Annotated in this window: 17 protein-coding genes; 6 read left to right on the top strand and 11 right to left on the bottom strand. The window is 48.8% G+C overall.

The features are described 5' to 3' along the window. The 10 genes from VMX96_09685 to VMX96_09730 form a co-directional block, all read right to left on the bottom strand. A partial coding sequence (locus tag VMX96_09685; protein ID HUU64169.1) for a hypothetical protein occupies positions 1-1,112 on the bottom strand: 1,112 nt, incomplete at its 3' end. 538 nt (positions 1,113-1,650) lie between these two features. Further along, entirely contained in the window at positions 1,651-2,826 is a 1,176-nt protein-coding gene (locus tag VMX96_09690; protein ID HUU64170.1) for a uroporphyrinogen decarboxylase family protein, read from the bottom strand. Positions 2,827-2,969: 143 nt separating this feature from the next. Next, positions 2,970-4,616: an NAD(P)/FAD-dependent oxidoreductase gene (locus VMX96_09695; GenBank protein HUU64171.1), complete on the bottom strand. Its 1,647-nt coding sequence runs from the start codon at positions 4,614-4,616 to the stop codon at positions 2,970-2,972. A 33-nt stretch (positions 4,617-4,649) separates the two neighbouring features. Continuing rightward, positions 4,650-6,377: an NAD(P)/FAD-dependent oxidoreductase gene (locus tag VMX96_09700; GenBank protein ID HUU64172.1), complete on the bottom strand. Its 1,728-nt coding sequence runs from the start codon at positions 6,375-6,377 to the stop codon at positions 4,650-4,652. Positions 6,378-6,712: 335 nt separating this feature from the next. Continuing rightward, on the bottom strand, positions 6,713-8,095 hold the full coding sequence (locus VMX96_09705) for an NAD(P)/FAD-dependent oxidoreductase (protein ID HUU64173.1): 1,383 nt from the start codon (positions 8,093-8,095) through the stop codon (positions 6,713-6,715). Positions 8,096-8,290: 195 nt separating this feature from the next. Then, positions 8,291-9,229, bottom strand: coding sequence for a 4Fe-4S binding protein (locus VMX96_09710; protein HUU64174.1), 939 nt, complete (start codon positions 9,227-9,229; stop codon positions 8,291-8,293). 43 nt (positions 9,230-9,272) lie between these two features. Next, complete coding sequence (locus tag VMX96_09715; protein HUU64175.1) at positions 9,273-9,731, bottom strand: low molecular weight protein arginine phosphatase; 459 nt, start codon at positions 9,729-9,731, stop codon at positions 9,273-9,275. Continuing rightward, entirely contained in the window at positions 9,728-11,254 is a 1,527-nt protein-coding gene (locus VMX96_09720; protein ID HUU64176.1) for a DUF2779 domain-containing protein, read from the bottom strand. The genes VMX96_09715 and VMX96_09720 overlap by 4 nt, the downstream gene beginning before the upstream one ends. A gap of 45 nt (positions 11,255-11,299) precedes the next feature. Beyond that, positions 11,300-12,391 carry a DUF6308 family protein gene (locus VMX96_09725; protein HUU64177.1) on the bottom strand — a complete coding sequence of 364 codons (1,092 nt, stop codon included), beginning with the start codon at positions 12,389-12,391 and terminating at the stop codon, positions 11,300-11,302. A 106-nt stretch (positions 12,392-12,497) separates the two neighbouring features. Further along, positions 12,498-13,004, bottom strand: coding sequence for a ribonuclease H-like domain-containing protein (locus VMX96_09730; protein ID HUU64178.1), 507 nt, complete (start codon positions 13,002-13,004; stop codon positions 12,498-12,500). A 192-nt stretch (positions 13,005-13,196) separates the two neighbouring features. On the opposite strand from VMX96_09730, the gene VMX96_09735 reads away from it, so the two are divergent. The 6 genes from VMX96_09735 to VMX96_09760 all read left to right on the top strand — a co-directional run bounded on the left by VMX96_09735 (position 13,197) and on the right by VMX96_09760 (position 20,129). Then, positions 13,197-14,480 carry a 2-hydroxyacyl-CoA dehydratase family protein gene (locus VMX96_09735; GenBank protein ID HUU64179.1) on the top strand — a complete coding sequence of 428 codons (1,284 nt, stop codon included), beginning with the start codon at positions 13,197-13,199 and terminating at the stop codon, positions 14,478-14,480. Between the two features lie 395 nt (positions 14,481-14,875). Continuing rightward, a complete protein-coding gene (locus VMX96_09740) occupies positions 14,876-16,249 on the top strand; it encodes a hemolysin family protein (protein HUU64180.1) in 1,374 nt (457 codons plus the stop codon). A 743-nt stretch (positions 16,250-16,992) separates the two neighbouring features. Then, on the top strand, positions 16,993-17,667 hold the full coding sequence (locus tag VMX96_09745; GenBank protein ID HUU64181.1) for a hypothetical protein: 675 nt from the start codon (positions 16,993-16,995) through the stop codon (positions 17,665-17,667). Between the two features lie 138 nt (positions 17,668-17,805). Beyond that, positions 17,806-18,012 carry a hypothetical protein gene (locus tag VMX96_09750; GenBank protein ID HUU64182.1) on the top strand — a complete coding sequence of 69 codons (207 nt, stop codon included), beginning with the start codon at positions 17,806-17,808 and terminating at the stop codon, positions 18,010-18,012. Then, positions 18,002-19,024 carry a hypothetical protein gene (locus VMX96_09755; protein ID HUU64183.1) on the top strand — a complete coding sequence of 341 codons (1,023 nt, stop codon included), beginning with the start codon at positions 18,002-18,004 and terminating at the stop codon, positions 19,022-19,024. Before VMX96_09750 ends, VMX96_09755 begins: the two co-directional genes overlap by 11 nt. A 679-nt stretch (positions 19,025-19,703) precedes the next feature. Beyond that, positions 19,704-20,129, top strand: coding sequence for a hypothetical protein (locus VMX96_09760; protein ID HUU64184.1), 426 nt, complete (start codon positions 19,704-19,706; stop codon positions 20,127-20,129). A 580-nt stretch (positions 20,130-20,709) separates the two neighbouring features. Here the strand turns inward: VMX96_09760 and VMX96_09765 are convergent. Then, entirely contained in the window at positions 20,710-21,507 is a 798-nt protein-coding gene (locus VMX96_09765) for a tyrosine-type recombinase/integrase (GenBank protein HUU64185.1), read from the bottom strand. Between the last annotated feature and the right edge of the window lie 5 nt (positions 21,508-21,512).

A 21,512-nucleotide genomic window follows, 5' to 3' on the forward strand; every position in this document is an offset into this window, starting at 1 on the left:
GCCCCATCGAAACACACGGCACGGGGATAATCACCGACACTGTAGGTGCCTACCAGGCTGCCGCTAGATGCCGTGAGCTTGGTCACAGTGCCGTCATACTCATTGGCCACCCAGATATTGGCCCCATCGAAACACACGGCAGTGGGATCCCAACCGCCGACTGTGAAGACGTGGCCTGAGGTGTACCATTTCAGCAGGGCAATCTGCATTGGGTTATAGCCTACTCCTGTATTGTCTCCATCCACAGTAAAGTCTCCGTCGATATGGACATCACCTTGGAAGTAACCAGCATAAGCATCAGTCCCTAACGCCTTGGCATAAATACCGCGGCCCTGTTGGCCTGTAGCTTCAGCATAGACACCGCGCCCGTACAAACCAGCGGCTTTAAAGGAGCCGCCATAGTTGGCATAGTACCCATCGTTGGGAGCATAGCCGTACACCCCTGTGCCCATAGTACCCATCGCCCTACCATATACTCCCGTGCCTGTAGTAGATTCAGTAAAACCATGAACACCATGTATGCCTTCGCCGAATACGCCGTAGCCAACTCCCTCAGCTATACCTTTGATGGCATAACCGCCTCCCGTATTGGTCACACTTAATACGGGATCACTAGTCGCTCCGCTCATGCTGTCCCCGGACTCGTTGACGTACAGGTCGTCCAGGTCGCCGGCATCCAGCCCATCCACGGTTTCCGCATTGAGGGCGTAGGGCACTGAGGCCAGCAGCTGGCGGGGGGTCATCTCACTATCTGCACCCACCTTTATCCCAAGATACCTGGTAGTTCCGTCAAAGTCGGAGGCGTCGAGCGGGTTCACGCTCCCCAGCAGAACGCTGAAATATCCGTCGTCCACCGTTACCCCCGTTTGTGTCTCGGTCCACAATGGCGTGCCTCCGGTCGCAACATTGTAGATTGAGAACACGAAGTTATAGCCACCGTCCGCCACAGGGTCGCCCGTGACCGGGTCGCACAACACCCCCTGGTAGTGGATGCTTGATGGAACGCCTGCACCCGACTGGGCTAGGCTTGACCCTGCCATCAGGCCGCCCGCCAGCGAACCAGCCACCATCAAGGCCATAACCGCCAGCAATAGAAGCACCTTCTGGTTCATTACACCCTCCTTCGGATAAAGTTTACCCTTCAATTGAAGTAGCTTATGTCTCATTTCACCCGCCTTGTGTAAATTTTACTGCTATAATTTCCTGTAGGTCTTATTAGGTCACCTTCCCGTGATGCCATTTTAACATGAGAATACAGGTGATGCTTCTTCGATAATTTACACCCATACTGGCTATGATGGTCTGACCCTCAATATAAGTAGATGGTAATATAAGAAATCAGATTGCGATGAATGGCATGCTAATAACTTTGTGGCTTACTGTGTTGGGCATCCTAGCGGAGATTAAGCAAGTTGTCAAGTGATTATATATATTTCAGCATTCCGGTATTAACCATGAGATTACGAAACAAGTTCGGAATGACAGATAGCGCAGCTCTATATTCGCGTTAATAGAAGCTGGGTTCATCGGTCGCTATCATAGCTTACTAGAATGATTATCTACTTTATCGAGCATTCATTGTAAACACGTTTGGAATGTTGTGATGTGATATCGGGGATTAGGTATTTATAGCGTAGGGGTTAGATGAGGTCAATTGGCAATGGGATATTTCCCGTACTTGTGCGCTGCCTCAACCATCCATTTAAGCCTGGTTCCATTCACGTATGGATGGGAATGACACGTTGATAAGATGTAGCCACCGCCTCTCGCCGCGTCCTTAATTGACTTCTTTACAGCGTCTTCTATCTCCTCCCTGGTGCCTCTGACCAGGAGATAGGAAACATCCAGATTGCCTATCAGTACCAGCTTATGTCCCACCTGTTCTCTAACCTTGCCCAGTTCCATTCCTGCTGTGGGTTCCATGGTTATTATGCCGTCAAATCCCCACTCGATGAATTTGTCCAGCAACTGGTAAATGTTTCCGCAGGAGTGAAAGACGAGTTTCTTATTCTGTTTATGTACCAGCTCGGCAACTTGACGGTAGCTATCTCCATATAGCTTCTCGATCTGCTCCGGGCGCAGCATCGGCCCCGTTTTCTGCCCAAGGTCATCTCCACCCAGCACCACTTCCACACCGGATTTCATCACTCCTTCCAGGTACCTCAGATAGAAATCCGTTTGAAAGTCGATAACCCTTTTCACGAAATCGGGCTTCTGATAGATGAACCTGGTGAAGTTTACGAACCCGATAGGCTGCCAGCTATTCTCAAATATCCCCGGCGCAGCATAGCCAATGGGAAGGATCCGGTCACCGTATTCGTCTACCAGCTTTTTATGGAAAATGGTGGCATTTCTTATTGTACGTTCGAACGTAGGCGTTTTTTTCTCTACCCACTCCTCCCATTTTCCCTCAGTCTCACACAGGGCACGGCTGTAGTTGACCGCCATACTTCCGTCTTCGGATCGACACACGTCCCAGGTGCGGCCGAACGTGTCATGCCAGACCACCCCAAGCGATGATTGTGGGTCGATATTCAGTTCCATGAGCGAGTATATGGTCCAGTTCGCATCGAAACCTAGCTTGATAGCGCCTTCCAGCGCGCCGGCGGTATTGCCATAGTAGAATCTGTTCCAGAACCAGTTGTTATTGAGAAGTCTCTTGGTAAAGCCCTTAAGTAAAGGTTTTTGCAGCATCCCGACAAAGTCTGCCGGTTTCTTCTCCAGGATCTGGTTGACAGTGGCAGGGTCCATAATAAGCCCCATCACCGGAACCCGGTCCGGCTCCTCGTGATTCATGGCAGTTAAGATACGCTTCTTGAAATCCATTATAGTGTGCTCTAATAAAAAAAGGCTGGAATGTTGGTCAGCCCTGGGGGGTAACGGTTACTATGACGTGTTTCTTCCAAAGACATTTCTCACGCTGCCACATTTATACTTAAGAATATTTCTTAAGCCTTTGGAGCAATAATTCATGGCACCAGCTTACGCTCCCTCGCCCTTACAATGTAGTCAGGCTCAGTCCACCACGGCTCAATGCCAAGGTCTTCCGCTACCACCCTCGCCGCATTGTAGCCGCCCCCGAGTAGTACCATGCCCCCGGGGTAGGTGCTTGCCCCACACAAATAGAGGTTCTTAACCGGCGTGCGATAGCCAGAGCACTCGATGTTTGGTCTCATGTATCCCATCTGCGTTGCATCATAAGCACCGTGTTTGAAAGAGCCTCTGACCATGTTAGCAAACTTCTGTTCAATGTAGGCCGGCGAGTTATCATACCGGCGAATTATCCTCGTTCTGTCCACATTTGGTGCATACTCCTGGATCCTGGCTAAAAGGCGGTCCCCATAGCTTGCGGCGATATCGTCCCACTTGCCTTCGTTAGGCTCATAGGGAACCAGCGACTCAAATCTCAGTGTAGCTACACCTGGTTGGACATCTAGGGGAGCCTGTAGCGGGTCAACATCGCTGGTAACGGTAATGTGACCGGCGGTGCCCAGCTCTCCTTTTCCTGATCCGTTGAGGTGGGCCAGGAAATCCTCCGGACTGTCATAGCCAATAATCTTCATGAAAGCCTCATTTACCGCAGGGTCGAAATCGGCAGCTACAAACTGCGGCCTTTCCTTCAGGGCTAGGTGAAGCCCGAACAGGCTCCAGTGCTCCCATTCCCACTGTTTGGCCGTCTCGACACAGCCTATGGATATCGGCGCCATAACATCTTCGGGAATAAGCTTGGTAAACGTGGTAAGCGGATCGGTGGAACTGATCACAACTTTAGCCTCAAATGTCTTCCTACCAAGTTCTTCAGCATTGGTCAGGCCTACCTCCACGCCCCTAGCCGTACCATCTTCGACCACTATCCTTGTTACCGTGTGACTCTCAAGTACATCGCCGCCGGAGGCGATAATGGCCCTTTGCAGCGCCGACGATAGACGGTGTGACCCACCTCTAATTAGGGACATGTTCAACATGCGGTTGAGATAGAGAGGTGCCAGGTAGCCTACCCCGGTGACATCAGGTTCCAACCCCCACATGCAAATCAGGTGCAGAACCAGGGTCTGCAGCAGCGGGTTCTCAAAGCCCCATTCATCCACGATTTCCCTGGGCGTCTTTTCTCCGATATCGAGGATCTTTTTCCCTATATCGCTTTGCTGAAGCATTGCAGCAAAATCCAGCGTAGGAACAGGAAGGGTATATGTGAGCGGGATTATAGCCTCAAATGCCAGTTCCTTGGATTCCAGATATACGTCGCGAAATCTCTCGGCATCCCTGGATGAGAATCTCTTTATAGATTCGACGCTACGCTCAAGGTCACGATAAAGGGTCAGGGCCTTACCGTCCTTGGTCAGTAGGGAGACCTGCACCTCGGGTTGTAGGTAAACACAGCCTTCGGCGTAGAGGTCCAGGTCATCGTATGGCGGCATTACGTCCATCATCATCATATAGATAGCATGGAGATTGAACCGGAAGGCGGAGAAGTCCTCGCTGACCAGCCCTCCTCCTGTTTCATGTCGCCTTTCTATTAGAAGTACTCGAGCCCCGGCACGGGCCAGGTATGCTCCTGCGGTAAGGCCATTGGGCCCTCCCCCCACGATGATTACGTCGTATTTCTCGTTTTCCACGATACTTACACCTCTTTCCTTGGAATGGGCACTCTAATCAATTAGCACAACCTGCTCACCCATCCTCTTCAGAAATAGCTTAGTATAGTCACCCGGTTTGCTCGCCCACCAATCCTGTTCCCTCACGCCGAGGTCTTCAGCGACTACCTTGGCGCACGTGTAACCACCACCCAGGGAGCTTACCGAGATGCTTCCCATCGAGTTGCTGATGTACAGATTGGCGATCGGGGTCCGCGGTGCGCCGCAGCCGGCAAACGGCCTCCAGCTCCACCATTGTCTTTCCCCATAATAACCGCTGCTCATATGGCCCCTGGAACTCGGATTTCTTCGCCAGGTATCCCAGGGGGTATCGCAGTAACGGGCTATCTTTGCGCTCTTCAGATTGGGCATAAGTTTACTTAAACTGTCTTCCACCTTGTCCCCGTATTCCTCCCTGATGTCATCCCATTTCTCTGGACCTCCCAGTGGCTTGATGGTGGTTGGTACGTTAGCCCAGGTCAGCACGTTGTACTGCCCGGGGGGCGCCTGTGTCGGATCGGCATCACAGAAGGTGTGAATACAATAGCCCATGTTCACCGGGGGGTCAGGGGGTGTATCCAATACCATAACATGTTCATCCATCCTGAAAATATCGGCCATGGTATCGGCACCGAAGTTAAAGCTGAACCCTCGATCGATCTCAGGGAATCTGTCAATACACTTCCATTTTGGCCGCTCGTTGAGCACCCACCAGGTGGTAAATAATGGAGACCCCCTGTAGTCGAAATTCCTGGCCCCTCGAGCGGCGAAAGCCGGCAGCTTATCCTCACCTACAAGCTCTACAAAAGTAGGATAAGGGCTGAGGTTGCTTATCACCGCTTTCCTTGCCCGGAACTCGGCTTCGGGGTAGATAGCATCCCTGGAGAGGGCAACACCCTTAGCCTCGCCGTTGTCAACGGTTATCCTGGCCACCGGGCAGCCAGCCAGAATCCTGCCCCCGTGGTGAAGGAAGCACCTGGCGAGGGCATGGGTAAGGTTGTGGCTTCCCCCTCTGCAGGTTCCGACACAGGCAATGCCTGAGCCCGCCATCAGAGCAGTCATCATCAGGATCGTCGTTGAGCCAGCGATCCGGCTGGTTATATCCACCGCGAGTGTGATTGGCCAGCCGGATAAAAACACCTTGCTGCGCTCATCCTCCCACATTTCGTTGAGCAACTCAACGCCGGTCAGGTAGAGGGAATCCTTGGGGAAAGCGGGCACTATACTCGAAAACATATCCAGCATGTTGTGCAGGTTTAGAAAGCTTTCATCGGTCATCGGTTCGTAGAACATCATGTTCATCATTTCGGGGGCAATATCGCTCTGTAAAATTGGGCCGATCGATTTAGCTATGGTGCGGAAGGTTTCGGCATCCTTCTCACTTACACGGCGCCAGACATCGTAGGTAACATTGGGGTTGTACCAGTGCCACGCTAATGCCGTACCATCCTTAAAGGGGGCAAAATATACAATGGGCCCGGGCATGAGTAGCTCAAAGCCAAATCTATCCAGGTCGAGGTCAAGGGGAGCCGGACCCACGGCAGGGAACAAACCATTGGCATGAACGCTCACCATGGCTCCAGGGTGGAGCAACTCCTGAGTGGAGCAGAAGCATCCAACCTCGTCCCGTCGCTCTAAGATGAGCACCTTGAGCCCCGCCTTCTGCAGATAACACCCTGCCGTTAGACCGTTTATACCGCCACCGATAATTATAACGTCGTATTCCTGCTCGATCTTAGCCATTTTGCCCTCCTCGTATCTCTCTTGATCTATCTTTCTCGCTCGATGGGTTGGCGACTAATCATCCCGCTGGCTTGAGTTCCCCGGAACATCGCTACATGACCTTCCCTTTATCAGGGGAGCGGGCTTCGCTAAACAAACATCTGGGCAATCAGGAGTTTGCCTTATCCATTGAAGCTGTTGGATTCTAACACTTGGTGAGGGAACTATCAAGGTCGCCCCGCCCAGAAAATGTTAGAAACGGTTCTTGTGCTCGGAGGGTAGCTGGTCCGGCCTGCAGTAGACGAAAGGCGTTCCGACTCCGACGTCCATAATGGATCCGGGATCCCCTACTGACTTCATTTCAGGATATCTGCCAGACAGAGGGCGCTTCCTGCGGCCATTTCGGTCCCGATACCGCGCGCGCCAGCGTCGGCACCGACTAGCCAGAGCCCGGTTACCGGTGTAGCCAGCTCAGGTCTAAGTTTTCCTACCTGCCCCGGAATCTGAGCGAGACCTATAGCCTCGCCGGCGCGGTGACCGGTCAGTTCCGCTGCGTCGTTACATGTTGAACGGGATTGCCATAGCACTGCCGCCTCCAGGTTAGGGTAAAGCTGGCATACCTTGGCGTGGACCCTATCCAGAATTGCGGAGCAAAGGTCGCCTGAGGCTGCGGGTGGAGCGGCAGTTCCCACGATTACCAGCTGTTTTCCATAGGGTGCCAGGTCAGGGTCATGATTTGCGGGTACAGGCATAAAGAGATACGGGTCCTCCGGTACCGTTTCCTCTTCCACGTACTCGAAGACTTTATCCGCGGGAAGGTGCGGCATATAGAAGACCACCGGGTGGGGAACAACCCGACGCTCCAGGGCATATTTCACGGTGACATAGGAATTGGAGTACCGGTACTGTTCCGCATTTCTCACATATTCTTCGGGAAAGTGTTCCCTGCCTGCCAGATCAATGGTGCGAAGGATCCCGCAGTTGGATATGACTATGTCAGCGGGGTAATCCCCCGAAGCCGTCTCCACCCCCCTTACACTGCCGTTTTCAATACGAATGCGGACAACCGGCTTACTGAAATGCACTTTTCCGCCGAACCTCTCGAGACCCCTGAGGAAGGATTTGGGGATCTCACCGCTGCCACCCACAGGGTAGCCAAAGCAGGCCTCATTGAACATGCGGGATGAGCACCAGATAAATTCTCCGGCGGACGCTTCCTTGTAGGAAAGGGCGAAGAAGAGCTGGGAGAGGCAGTTAATGAAGAGATGAATCATCTCATCATCGGTGAACCGTGAAACGTAGTCCTGCAGGCATACCTGATCGTTTACCTCCACGTCGCCTCCTTTCAGAAGAGAACGAAACAGGCGAAAGGCACCGACGTAGCTCTTTGCACTGACCCCCAAGTTTCTGGCAAGGTTCACCTGACGCATCAGAGGTTTAATATCGAGGGGGAAGTCGAATTCGACCCTTCCCATCACCCGGCAGGAGGGGTTCCGTGTGATCCATTTCAGATCGCCGCCCAATCTCCGGTTTACTTCGCCGTGAGGGCCGCGATCACCCCGGCTGAACATGTGCACCCCGAAATCGTAATGAAACCCCTGCTTCTCCATAGAGGCGCAGCGCCCGCCGGGAAAGGGGTGTGCCTCCAGCAGAGTCACCTCACATCCCGCCTTCGCTAGAAGCGAAGCAATGGCACATCCCCCGATGCCGGCCCCGATGACTACTACCTTTCTTGACATCGTTGTATGCTCAATGTGTTACCGGCCGGTATCAATACCGGCCTTTGCTGTGCGAAGGAGACGTAATCGGTATAAATAATGGATACTCTAAACTCCTAGAATAATATTGTCAAGCTTGCGCAAGCCTAATTATAGCCACATCCTATACGTGGCTCTCGTAGTTTTACCCTATTTCATTCTGCTAAGGCCTTATCCCTACCCTGTCTGCTCCTGAGCTAATAGCCGCACATCTAATGGCTTACCTTTCCTCTCGTCGCGTACTAGCGACAAGGCCTTCATAGGGCACTGTCCCACGCATACCCCGCACCCCATGCAGGTGTCCCGATTAATAACGACTGTCCCTTCTACTCGAATAGCCCCGAAGGGGCAAGCGTCTTCACAAACTGGACACGGCGTGCACTGTGCCGCGTCCACCTGGGACACATAGCCTGACGATGCCATAATCGGCATGCCATATTTTACCATGGCCTCGATTCCGCCGCAGCAGCACTTGCAGCAGTTGCACATGCCATAGAAGCGATCTATGCAGGCATCCTTGAACCAGGCGGAGTGCACGTGACCACGCTCATGCGCTGCCTTAAGTAGTTCAAGGGCCTCTTCTCGTGTAATACGGCGGCTGGTTTTAGGGTTGTGCTCCAGGGCGAAATCGGTGAATGGTTGGCAGATGTACATGCAGACCTGGGTTGGCTGGCAATGGCTTTCGCGTGCATGACGGCAAGCGCACTCGTAAACGACCACTTCACGCGGTCCCTTGAGTACCAAATCCCGAGCTGTGGAATAAGGAATAATCTGCTCCAGGTCTCCATGATGGATTTCGTGATCAGTTGTGAGCATGGCTTCAGCTTGTTCGTGTGTGAGCACCTTGCCGTGGTAGCGGTTAGACCACCACCGCTTTCCAAATGGCCCCAGGCGGGGAATGGCGTAGTTTATAGCAAGGTAAATGTATGGGTTTCTCCAGCGGGTATAGATATATCCGTGCAGGGCACTGAGATTGAGCAATCGCCGTAAACCAGCCTCCCGCATCCACTTCCAGGTCGAGGGGCGTAAGGGCCTCCAGCGTTCACCCCACAGCCACAAAGCCAGCACTATTACCAGGAATGCTCCGATGACAGTGAGTACGATGGTCAGCAACATTTTAGGTTTATCATTATGAGGGATAACAATTTATGCAATCCATTTAACTTTTAAGTTTCTCTGCGAGATTTTTTAGCAGTGATTGGAGCGTAGCCGCGCATTTTTGATATATTTCAATGCCCTGAAGATACGGGTCGGGGACATCACCACTCTCCCCAACATATTCCGATAGCAGATGGGTTTTCTTGGCCGCATTGGGGAACCGAGATAAGACCATGTCCCTGTGACGGGACTCCATCACCAGAACCAGGTCAGCCCATTGGACTAAATCGCTCGTTATCGACTTTGGCTGGTGGCTATTCAGGTTTAACCCGTATTCGGCCATACACTCGATGGCCTCCGGCGTAGCAGAATCTAGCCCTATACCTGTACCGGCACTGTCTACCTCGATACAGGCTGATAGGAGCGATGGATCGTTATTGACCAGTTTTTTAAATATGACCTGTGCCATAGGGCTGCGGCAGGCATTCCCGGTGCAGACGAACAGTACCCCTTTAATCATTTCTTGCCCTTGTTACTCCTTGGAAGTATACCACCTCTGAGTGTCTCGAACAGCCGGACCTCCGCCTCTGTGTCACGCTTGCAATAGGCGAGCAGGCTCTCTCTCAGCAGGCCTCGGCGGTCGGCGGGTGTCTCCGGCCTTACCATCTCGGCATAGGCCGCTGAAGCTTGCCCCCCGTCTGAGATTTCCAGGTCGCTGTAGCCCAGGTCGGGCACGAGCGCCGGGAGAACTGACTTAATGGAGAATGAGCCGTGGAATTCCTGGTGGTAGCAATGCTTACGGATAAGCGCCAGAAGATCCACAATTCGTCCTTCTAGTAAACCTAAAAGATCTTGGGATAGATGCAGCAAGTTCTCCGCTAGCTCACGAATGCGAATAGCCTCGAAGCCTGAATAGACAACGATTGACCCGTTCTTCCCCAGCGTTTCAAGGAGGCTCCTGGCGAACGGCTCACGCGGGTCGTCGAAACCTTCATACAGAAACTCTTCATGCCTGAGCTCGCCGTCCCCCGTGATTATATGATTCGACCACTGGAAGGGAATTACCTGGTAGGGCCTTGTACCAACATAGAGAGGCAGTGCAGGATTAAACGTCTCGAAATCGAGAAAATGGATAGGATATTCGAGCCGCCCCAACGCCTCGGGAAAATAGGGGTCCAGGTAAACGCGGTTGCTAACCACGCAGTCGCGGACCCGCTGCTGAGTTGCGTTAAGGCCGGGGAAACCTGCGGGGATATCCCGTATATCCTCTATACTGGCATCCTCCAGCGCCAGTAATAAATCTTCTCTTGCTCGCGGAAGCTGGAGCACACGATACTCTGGCTCAGATAAGAGGCAGTTGCCAACGAATGCACACAGGTACGGTTTAGAGCACTGCCTCCTCGGTTTAATGTCCGGGGGCTCCAATTCCCATAAGGCAAGCCTCATCTCACCTAATATCGAGGGGATATCCGGCTGAAGCTGTTCAGCTTTATCGGTTATATCTTCCACAAGGAAGAGCTGGCTCAGGTCGTAGCTGCTGCCCTGGTAAACATATTCCTTATTCAGGTGGCAGAGGCACGCTCGCCCAATGTGTATGCCACATCCCTTAAGCACGTAGAGCTGCACGGCAACGTCCGGGATATGCTCCTCCTTTACCCCGGTACCGGACTTGACCTCTATGAGGTCGTACATGCCGTTCCCGGATCGCGCGAGAATGTCGGCGCGAATCCGGATATCATCATAAACAAACGCTGCCTCAAATACTGCTCGGACTGAAGGATCGGCCAGCGCTTCCTCTGTGGATGATACAGCTGCAGCATGGTGGAGGTGATCCTCCGTAATCAGGATACCCTCGGGATAGAGGTCCCTGGCAAACTCACCGACCCGGGTTCCGGTATCCAGTATTGCCTGCCGTCCTGCATCAACAGGATCGGCAAGCTCGGGGTGAAAGCACTCAAGGTAAAGACGCTTGTGGCACTGTAGCCCCGCCATGAAGCGGGACTTGGACAGCAGTGGAATCTGTTCTCTATGTAATTCATTCATAGATGCTGATCTGCGTATTATAATAGACAGGTAAATTTAGTTCCTTTAGCAATCCGCTAACATGCGCCGGAGGGCTATATTTCCAAATTTTCTTTTTATTGCCTCTTTAAATCCGATGAACTTATATTTGAATGGCCTGCTTTTATTAACCACGTCTAAGCAAGGGAACTTAACCTTTGCGCTACTAATAGGAGGGTTCCAGCAAAGATCAGCGGGCAATGTATTTCCCTCTTTCGCATTGTTATAGTATTTAGGGATAAGCTCACGGAGGACTTCTATAAGATCCTTCCGCTCAAATTCTGTGATACCACGTCCGTTTAATACAACAGCCGCAATATACGGTCCCCAATCATGAAAACCCTTAGCCTTAAAAAAAAGGCATTTCTCTTCAGGATTAGTAATTTTTTTAGCGAGTTTATTCTTGACATTCTCAAGCGCAACACCACCATGTTTTTGCCTTGGAGTCTTTATTATATCCTTGCATGGGTGATCTAATGTGGATTTACTGTTACGTGATGATTTCCCGTTGTCTAACCAACTGGGCGTTTCGAAGTATGTCCAGATTAGGATATCGAGAATCCTAATCGGTGTTAAGTTAAAACGTTTAGCTAGATTAATTAATATGACGCGGTTATTCTCTGCATCCCGCTTAAGCTGTTTAATGTGAAGCACAATTTTACTTTCCAGCTTCATGTTTGGACTTGTCATGAGGAGAGGTTCCAGGTATTTTTTTACAACTACGGAATCTAAAATTGGTATAAGTTGCGGACGCTTTTTATGGAGGATCTTTGTAATGTTGGCTTCACGCATTCCGGGTATAACGCAAGCTTTGAACAAATCTTCAAGTGCTTGCCATGGAATTTGCCGAGAGGAATCTAGTATAGACAAGCTAGGTGATATTTGACTCAAAGCTTTACTAATATTGTTGCTACTGCTGAGTAACACCTTAATATATGTATTCGGGAAACGGGCTCCCATCTTATGAGATAGCCTTATTTCGTGAGCCCTTAATATATTATCCTGTGACACTGGCTGAGAATCGTAAGTACTATAACTGGGGTCATGATCGCAGAACTTCGATACTATCTTGTCATATCTAATAATGGGTAATGGAAGAATTACGGTTGCCCGTGTCATGGATCAGTACCTCCTATGTGCTGAGCTGTGAATGAGAATAGATAGGCGTAACTAACTCCTCGCCTCGGTATTCCAGAGCCGCCTATATAGCATCTCGCGCGTCTGATTAGATAGAAGCATGGACCCACAATATCTTCCTCAGTGCCTCCAGATTAACCACATCTTCCCTATTATATTCCAGTAGTAGAGCCAGGGCCTCATCGTCACCGTTTTCCCGATACCGCCACCACAACCGAATAGCCTCAAGCCCATTAATACCTTGTAGCTTTCTATTGATACCCAGTTGCTGCTCTACCGCTTTGAAACCGCCGTATAGATTGTTCATCCAGCAGTCGTACATCAGGTCATGGTGGTGGAAAATTGTTTTCAGGTCTATCTCCAGAATAGCGTGTATGAATGGGATATCGAATCGGCTCCCGTTGTAGGTGTAGATTGTATCCACACCCTCCAGAGCTTCGAGCAGATTATCGCTGGTCACCGCTTCGCCAACCAGTTGAACCAGCCTTCCACCGCTACTATCAACCAGATAGATGCCTATCACAGTTATGTCGTGATAAAAAGAGGAAAGACCGGTGGTCTCGATATCGAGGTATGCATGATAAGGGGATGACATCCTGTTGCTCTCTCCCGTCTAGTAGGACTCTTGTTGCTATTATAGCACTGTCAGGCTTCAGTGGGCAGTGTTTCGAAGAAAGCCAGTTATGGATATTGGAATCGCTCATTACTCTGTTGACATCCATTATCTGACTGCGTAATATTGTGTTGCTACGATAGACACGTTAGGTAAACAGTGGGGGGACAGAATATGGGAATAATAGGGCTGGAACGATTCAAGCGGGATCGGGATACCATGCAGCTTGCGGTGCAGGGGCTTGAGCAGGGTCAATCGCCGGAAAGAAAGCTGACCGTGACCCTGGTTAGGACCATGATAGAAAGCTACAACCGGATAATTGCGTGTGCTGAGGAGGGCAGGCCATTCATAGCAAGCTCTTACGCCAACGCTCCCGAGATATTCGTTGCGTTAGACCTCCCGTGGTACACGCTTTCGCAGATACCTTACCTTCCGACCGCGGAACCCTACATCCTGGAAGAGATCGATGATGCTGAGAGAGCCGGACTGGGCACTGATATGTGTACGCTTATAAGGTTGGGGATCAACAATGTAGAGGCAGAGCATGTACCGCTGCCAACTGCGTTTATCGGGCTGCTTTCTCTATGCGACGGCATAAATATGCTGCAGCAGTCAATCGCCCACAATAAATACTGGCGTGATATACCGGTCTTCTGCACCGATGCGCCATATCTGGAAAGCGATCGCAGCGTAGATTTCCATGCGGGCGAACTACGGCAGATGGTAGCCTTTCTCGAAGAGCACACCGGGCGTGAAATGGATATTGATAGACTGCGGGAGGTTGTCGAGGAGTCCAACAAGCATTACGAGCTGTGGGCAGAATACAACGAGCTGAGGCGTGCGGTGCCATGCCCCCACAGCGCGGCTAAGGGCGCGCAGGCATGGAGCGTGGCCCAGAACTATATGGTAGGCGATCGCAAGGGCACGGAGTGGTTGCGGCAGCTTGTTGATATAACCGAGCAGAAGGTGAGCCAGGGTAAAGGGAGCATCCCAGATGAGAGGATCAGATTGTTCTGGTTCGACGTTCGTGCGGTCTGGTTTCCCGAGTTGACCGAGTGGCTAAAGTCAGAGTGGGGCGTATGCATCGTCATGGACATGACCGGCTATGCACCCTACACGCTGATTGACACCTCGAGCGAGGAAAGCATTTTCAGGGGCCTGGCCAAGAGGAATTTATACGATGTGCCAATGGTTAGGCATGTGCGTGGTACTACGGATAATCTCATAAATGACCTGGTGCGGGTGGTCAAAGACTACAAGATAGACTGCGTGGTCTGGCCAGCGCATATGGGCCACAAAGATGGGGCGGCAAGCATAGGTATCATGAGGGATGTCTGCCGCGACCTTGGAGTTCCGTTCTTGACTCTGGGGCTCGATCTCTTCGACAAGAGGTATACCAGCATGGATGAGGTGAAGGACAGGTTCTCCCAGTTCTTCACCGCCATGGGGCTCGGCTAGAGCAAAGACAACCTCTTCAGGCTTATACTGGTAAAAAATATCAAATCTCGCGCGTCGGTTCCAATGCAAAATTGGCGTGACTAAGCAGGAACCATACTTTATATGCTGCCATTTATATGGATGATGATATAAACTGTACGGCTATAGGCAAAATGCATACAAAATCTATATTCAACATCTCATTTCTATGTTTTACTAGTTAGCCTAAACAGTCGAGCCTCACCTTTCTTCTAAGCCTTGGGAGTTTTATGCTGCGGTGGTCAGTTTCATGCTAGAGGTAAAAAAGCGATGAGTCGAAGAAGGTGTTTGTCTAATATTGTATAATGGGCTGTATGGACTATTTGACTTATAACCGATCCTACCATAAAAATTGCGCGCCTAAGTGGAGGTGAAATATGGGTAGCCTTGAAATCGTATATCTAGTTTTATCGCTTGGGTCCCTTCTCGTATGTGCGTTCTTTTCCAGTGCTGAGATTGGATTCATCAAATTGTCGCGGTTTAGGCTCAAGCATTTGGAGGAGGAGGGAGTGCATGGAGCAGATCGCGTGGCCAGTATAATGGAGAACCCGGCAAGATTTCTCTCCACGGTACTAACCGGCATCAGCTTTGCTGAAACCATCGTTGTCTCGCTGGGAACGATCTTCATCGTTACGCTTTTGGGCGAGGGTTTGGGAACGCCGATAGCTATTGTGCTAATAGCGATAATACTACTCATATTCGCAAAGGTAATTCCCAAAACGATCGCGGCACAGCACCCGGAGCGACTTGCCCTACTTTATAGCAGGACAATAGAATTGTTAATGATTTTGCTCAGTCCAGTGGTGGTCGTGTTGAGCTGGGTGACATCAATGATTACCCTTATTGCTCATATAAGTACTATGCCCAGGGCGTTGATAAGCATAGAGGAAATAGGCACCATTATATCCATGGGCGAAGAGGAGGGAGTGGTAGATGAGCGCTCAGCCCATATGCTACGCAAGGTGGTTGGTATCGGAGAAATCCAGGTGCGTGAGGTGATGACCCCGCGGACCGAAGCGACCTGGCTTCAACAGGGATGTACATTGGCGGATTTCCTCAAGGTATACGTTAAGTCCCCTGCCCAGCGCTACCCGATTTATGAAGAAACCTACGACAACGTTAAGGGTATGCTCTCGATAAGAGATGTGCTAACTGCCCTGGCTCAGGGAACGATAGACCGTAAAGGTTCAGTTACTGACCTCGCTCGTCAAGTTTATTTCGTTCCCGAGAGTAAAACGGTAGGCCAGTTGTTTAGTGAAATGCAAGAAGAAGGGTATTTAATGGCAGTGGTTGTGGATGAATATGGGGGTTCCTCCGGAATTGTGAGCATCGATCAACTTGTCGAGGAGATTGTAGGGGAGGTACAGGAAGAAATTGTAGGAGCTAGTAAGGCATTCAAGGTAGTTGGCGAGCACGCCTACAAAATACAGGGCAGCATGCGCATCGACGAGGTTAACGAACAGCTAGGATTAGGATTGCCCGAAGGCGATTACATGACCATTGGTGGTTACGCTCTCAATCTTTTTGGTCACCTTCCCAAAGAGGGGGAGCAGATAGTCAATGATGATTTGACGTTGGTAGCGGTTCAGGTAAAAGATAACAAAATCACCCGTTTACTTGTGACCAAAGAGGTGAAAAAGCGGGAGCTGGAGGACGTTATAGTAGAGGGATCTTCTAAAGAGGAAAAGGACAAGGTGGACGATTCTTTAACTAAGGGATCTGCTAAAAAGAGAAAAAAGAAGGGGAAATAGACACAGCAACAGAGGTCGGCTCAGTTATTTGCTCTCCAATGGAATTCCACCTTGATCTGAAACGTATAAATCAGTATAACTAGAAAAGGGTTTCCTGATAAGAAGATTTTAGCCTACCACAGCGTTTGTGGCTATTCTTTATTTTGCCCTAAGCCTAAGTGTAGAGGGTATACTCCTTGGTGATAGCCCCAATATAGGCCATGGTATTTTTAGTTAAGCAGGGACTCCCCTTTTTTAATATAGATGGCTTATAGGGCTAAAATAGCTACGGATTTGCGGGAGCAACTCAGCTGGTAGAGTCCCTGCCTTACAAGCACTATTTAGCTTTGTCCTGTGAACGTTTGTGAACGAGTATATAGCACCTTGGAGCTTTTCTGGACATTTCCTTTGACCACTCAATATCATACTCAGGTAAGATGGACTAACTTCTAATTCCTTTGCCAGTTGCCTTAATGACTTCCTCATTGTTTGCCTCCCTTTGGTTTCCTCTTCCTCTTATAGTTCAGCTCTAACACTACCCAGTCTCGTCCTAGCTTCTTGCCTTTGATTTCACCTGCTTTAAGTAGGCGACGCACTTGGCTATCATCCAGGCCGAGTTGTTGTGCTGCTTCTTTTGTGGAGTACATAGGCATCACCTCAAGAGTAGTATACACGCATACAGGCATAAAGTCAAGGCAGACAGCTTGTGTCCACAATCGGAACACTGTATCATCTTAACAGTCCCTACGTTAGCTGGAGGTACGTTGGTAACTTTTGACTTTGACATTATCCGTAGCCAGTATATTGATTACCTGTTTTGTCTGTTGGCACGACATGAACCATTTACACAGCGACTAGAGGAGTTAAGGCAGGCTTATTCAGCCCTGATAAGGTATCATTCATGGGCTGAGATAAATGTCCTCAAATCAGTAGAAGCCCCAAAATCTGGAATGAAACAAGATAGCGCACAGGCTAAACAATACTATGAAAGCCTATCAGTGTTGGTAAAGGAATACGGTTTGAACCCAGATTGGGCGATTGAAAGAATCAACTACGGCATAGTATATCCAAACGCTCTGGTCATTGGCGCTGTGGACTCAATTGAAATAGAGCCAAGACAATACACGATAACCTGGGATACCCGGTCTTTTCCAACTAAGAAACGAATAGAGGAGGACATACTTAAGCAATTGGAGGCGCAATGGTGTGACTATGAGCAGACCATGATAAAGGCTGGATTTATAAGAACACGAAAGCGGGGAGCATTTGAAGGCCATATGCGGTGGGTTTTCAAACGAATTTGCCTTAAACAAAGTTGGAGCCAAATTGCTGCACAAGAACACGCTGATATGGATAGGATAAGGAAATCAGTTGTCCCAATCATCAATTTGTTGGGACTTGAACAACCTAAGTTGAAGGGTGGAAGACCTAGGAAATAACTGAATTTTCCTGCAATTAACGGAGCGCTCACTAAAAACAGTGGGCGCTTTTAATTTTAGCGTTTTTTCCAATTTTTTACACACACATAAAATGTTAAGCTGTTAATAGTGAATATGAACAATGACTAGAGGTGAGAGGTGGAAGAGAAGCTAAAGACCGGGCGAGATTATCGGGCTGAAATGGCAAGAAATTACTTGCTACTCTACGAGGTAGCGGCGGCTATCGGTGTGCATCCAGTGAGATTGGGGAGAATGCTTAGAGAAAAAGAACCTATTACTGGGTCGGTTAGGAAAAAACTTGATGCCTTTCTGGAGAAGAAGGAGATAGATAAAAATGTCGGCTAAGTCAGCCAATGAAATGAACATAGCTGACATACTCCAACCTGCCATAGACGCAATGCTACGGGCTTCAGGACTAAAACTGAACCAAGCCAAGACCTCTGTCTATTATGCTGTGGTGACATGGTTACGTAATGAACTGGATTTCATTCCGATACTGGAATTCAGGGGCAATTCGGGAACTGGTAAAACTGCTGCCATAGACCAGTTACAGAAGCTACTTGCTTACCCACAGATGATAAATGGTAGGACTTACTCTGATATTGGTGCCAATCTTAATAATGTACATACAGCCATAATTGAAGAAGGTGATTTTAAGCAAGAGAGACCTGAAGAACTGGTTAGGGATAGATGCACAAAGAAATTTGCTATTCAGGTTATACACAAACCACCTAGGCAGGACGCTACTACCATCTACAACTTTGGAGCCACAGTTATCCATAAGAGACAGCCGTTTGTTGATACAGCAACGAGGAACAGAACTATAATTATTAAAACTCGCAGGGCACCTGGAAAATATTCACCGACAGAAATAACTAATGCATCAGTGAGGGAAGTGGCGGAGCTTATGAAAGGAAAATTAACACAGATTGAGACATCGGATAGGATTTCCGACGCTTGGAAACCGCTGACGATGGTGGCAACCTTCTGCGGGGATAACGATTGGCTGGAGTATGAGCTTGAGGAAATGGCTAGGGCTGCCAGAGCTTTAGCCATGGGAGACCAATATGAACCAGAAGATATAATGATTAAGGCTATAATAGCGGCTTCAGAAAAGGGATTCAAACATAATATCAAGTTGGTAGAAATTAAAAATACCATGAGAGAGCACTTTGACTTGAAGTGGAGCACCCAGAAAATCCACGCCATGATAGAGGATTTGGGATTCAGCGTTAAGTTCTATGCTGGTTATGATTGGCTCGTAGCCAACGAGGAGTTGCTTGAAAGGTTGGCTAAAGAAAGGAATTTAGACCTTGGTTCAACAGAGCTTGACTTACGTACCAGAGATTTTCAATAGTAGAAAATATTAGTAGATATTCTCTCTATATATAAAAAATATATTATTAACTAGAGAAAGAATCTACTAAAAACTTCTACTAAATATGTGAATAACCGGAAGTCTCATGCTTTGTAAACACTGAATTTCTAGCTTTGACTTAGGGACATTTATGGACATTTCAGTAATCGGGGCAGTTAGCTAATGTACACAGCGACTAATTTTGAGACTGAGCCCGGTTGAAATTCGTTTTGTTGATATTGACAAGGGCAATAGCAGTCTAGAAGGATTGGGATTACCTGCTGACAGGGAAGGGTGGGGCTGGGTGGGGCTATACTGCGGTGGTATTTGTCTCCAATAGTCCAACAAATAAGTGCAGTTCTTCAGCATATCGCTTTTATTGATGTTGACAACCTGGCACCTCAAGAGTATCATCGCCTACCTTTACTACTGCCTGACAACCTTTTACCAAGCCCGCACTACGGTATTGACGTGTGTCAAAGCCTCCCTACAAAAAACCACATTTTTATAAGTGTTTTCCCCACAATAATAAATACATACTTTCCCCACAAAAGATACATAATTTCCTGACAGACAAATGGCACATCTTGTGTTACTCTTAATATGAGCGGTTGCTAGGCGCTTCCTGCAAGTGGCCACAATCACATATAGATAAAAAGGTAATAGGGTTTGGAGGCAGATGATGGAATTAAACATTGGTTCTAATATAATTAGAAACACAAGCGGCGTTTTGAGGGTGCAGGGAAAGGATCAGGTCTTTCTCGAAATCGGAGAAGATGGTCAACTATTGCTGACCATGGACATTCATGACTCAAACCGCAACCATGTGGCGAAACTTCGCCGCAATGCGTGGGTGTTTAACAATAAGGAGCAATTTGAGGTTACTACAAGTCCAAAATCCTTGCAGTTAAAAGACAAGGAATCTGGAGCAGTCGTTGTAGAAGTAAAGGTTTTGGACAAAGGCAATATAGAAATTCCATGTGGGGAGTTTTACACTCATATAGGTAACCTACTGGAGATTACTCCTCAGTATTGGCGTATTGGTGGGTTGACAATGAGCAATAACATATTTGATGGATGTGGCGGTACTGTGGAAATCGGGTGACTGATATTGTGAGTGCTATTCTAGCATGAGAGTATAGTGAAGTTTCAAGCTATCCTCAAACCTCACTGGCCTAGTGTAGCGTTCCATCGTTTGACTTCTATTTAAAAGAGCAAACTGGGCACTGGTCAATGGAGCATTTTAGAAAAACATCCCCATAAGAAAGGGTAAATATCGGGGGCTACCCGATATGGCTGGCCCCACTCGCTTACAGATATGCAAATCTTGGAGCACCTATTGGCACTTAATTTGGAACGTGCAGCAGTATAATCCTTGTGTATAGCTAAGGCTAGAGGACTGAACATAGAGAGCAAATATTTCACCCCAACGGCTGCTTATAAAAACTTCAGGCTATCCTTATATTCAACCGACCTGGTGTATCGCTACACCGTATCCAAGCTATCCCATCTATCCCAACTTCTCTCTGTATGACCTTAGCCGGTTTTTGACTTGGAGTAAATTCCCAGAGTGGAGATAGAAAACACAAGTTTATCTGAAAACAAATTGACCCGTAGCACCATAGCACGGCTCCAGACCGCTTTCAGCTTCAGGTTGTGAACATTTAGCTTTGAGTCCCTGCTACTTAGGCATATGTGTTCACAACCTTGTATACCTTCAAAGCATCCTCAAAGGTTAGCGATTGGGCATAGTGGCTGACCATATCGGGAGACTCCCAACCACCTAAGCTCTGAATAACCTTGTTTGACAGTCCTGATTTGACGTTGTGGACACAGAAGCCACGCCTAAAGCTGTGAGCATTACACTTTATACCCATAGCTTCTCCTAACCTTTGTAGCATAGTCTGTATTCCGTGAGTGGTTATTCCTAGGTCGTCATGCTTGGTGAACCAGTCCTTTACAGCACCATTACCAGCTAGAGCCTTGCGATAGCGATTGCCTTTGCCCAAGACGGTAACTGTTCCTTCAGTCCAGTCAAAGTCCTTAGCCTTCACGCTGGCAGCTTCAGATAATCTCATTCCTGAATACCATAGCAGGTTGAGAGTAACTTTGTCCCTCTCGGTAAGAGCATGATTAACCAGAATGTCTAGCTGTTCCTTTGATATGGCTGGCAGTATCTTCTTTTGCCTTCGTGGTGGTAATACCTTCTCAATAGGATTGTTGGGAAGCTGGTCAGTATGATATAGCCACCTGCAAAGGGTTTTGATACAGCGGTAGTAATTATGTTTGGCATTACCGCAGGTAAGGGAATTGATATAAGCGTTGATTCCTTCTGGATTTAACGGATAGCCAACAAAGTTATCAAGGGTCAGGTGGTAAATTTCTATGGTCTTAGGACTTGTGCCTGATGGTCTGGATTTGATAAACTTATCAAGAAGCTCTTTTGTGAACTGTTCACAACTTTGATTGCCGTTATCAGACAAAAAAT

The sequence above is a fragment of the Dehalococcoidia bacterium genome (genome assembly GCA_035528575.1).
Classification (GTDB): Bacteria; Chloroflexota; Dehalococcoidia; order E44-bin15; family E44-bin15; genus DATKYK01.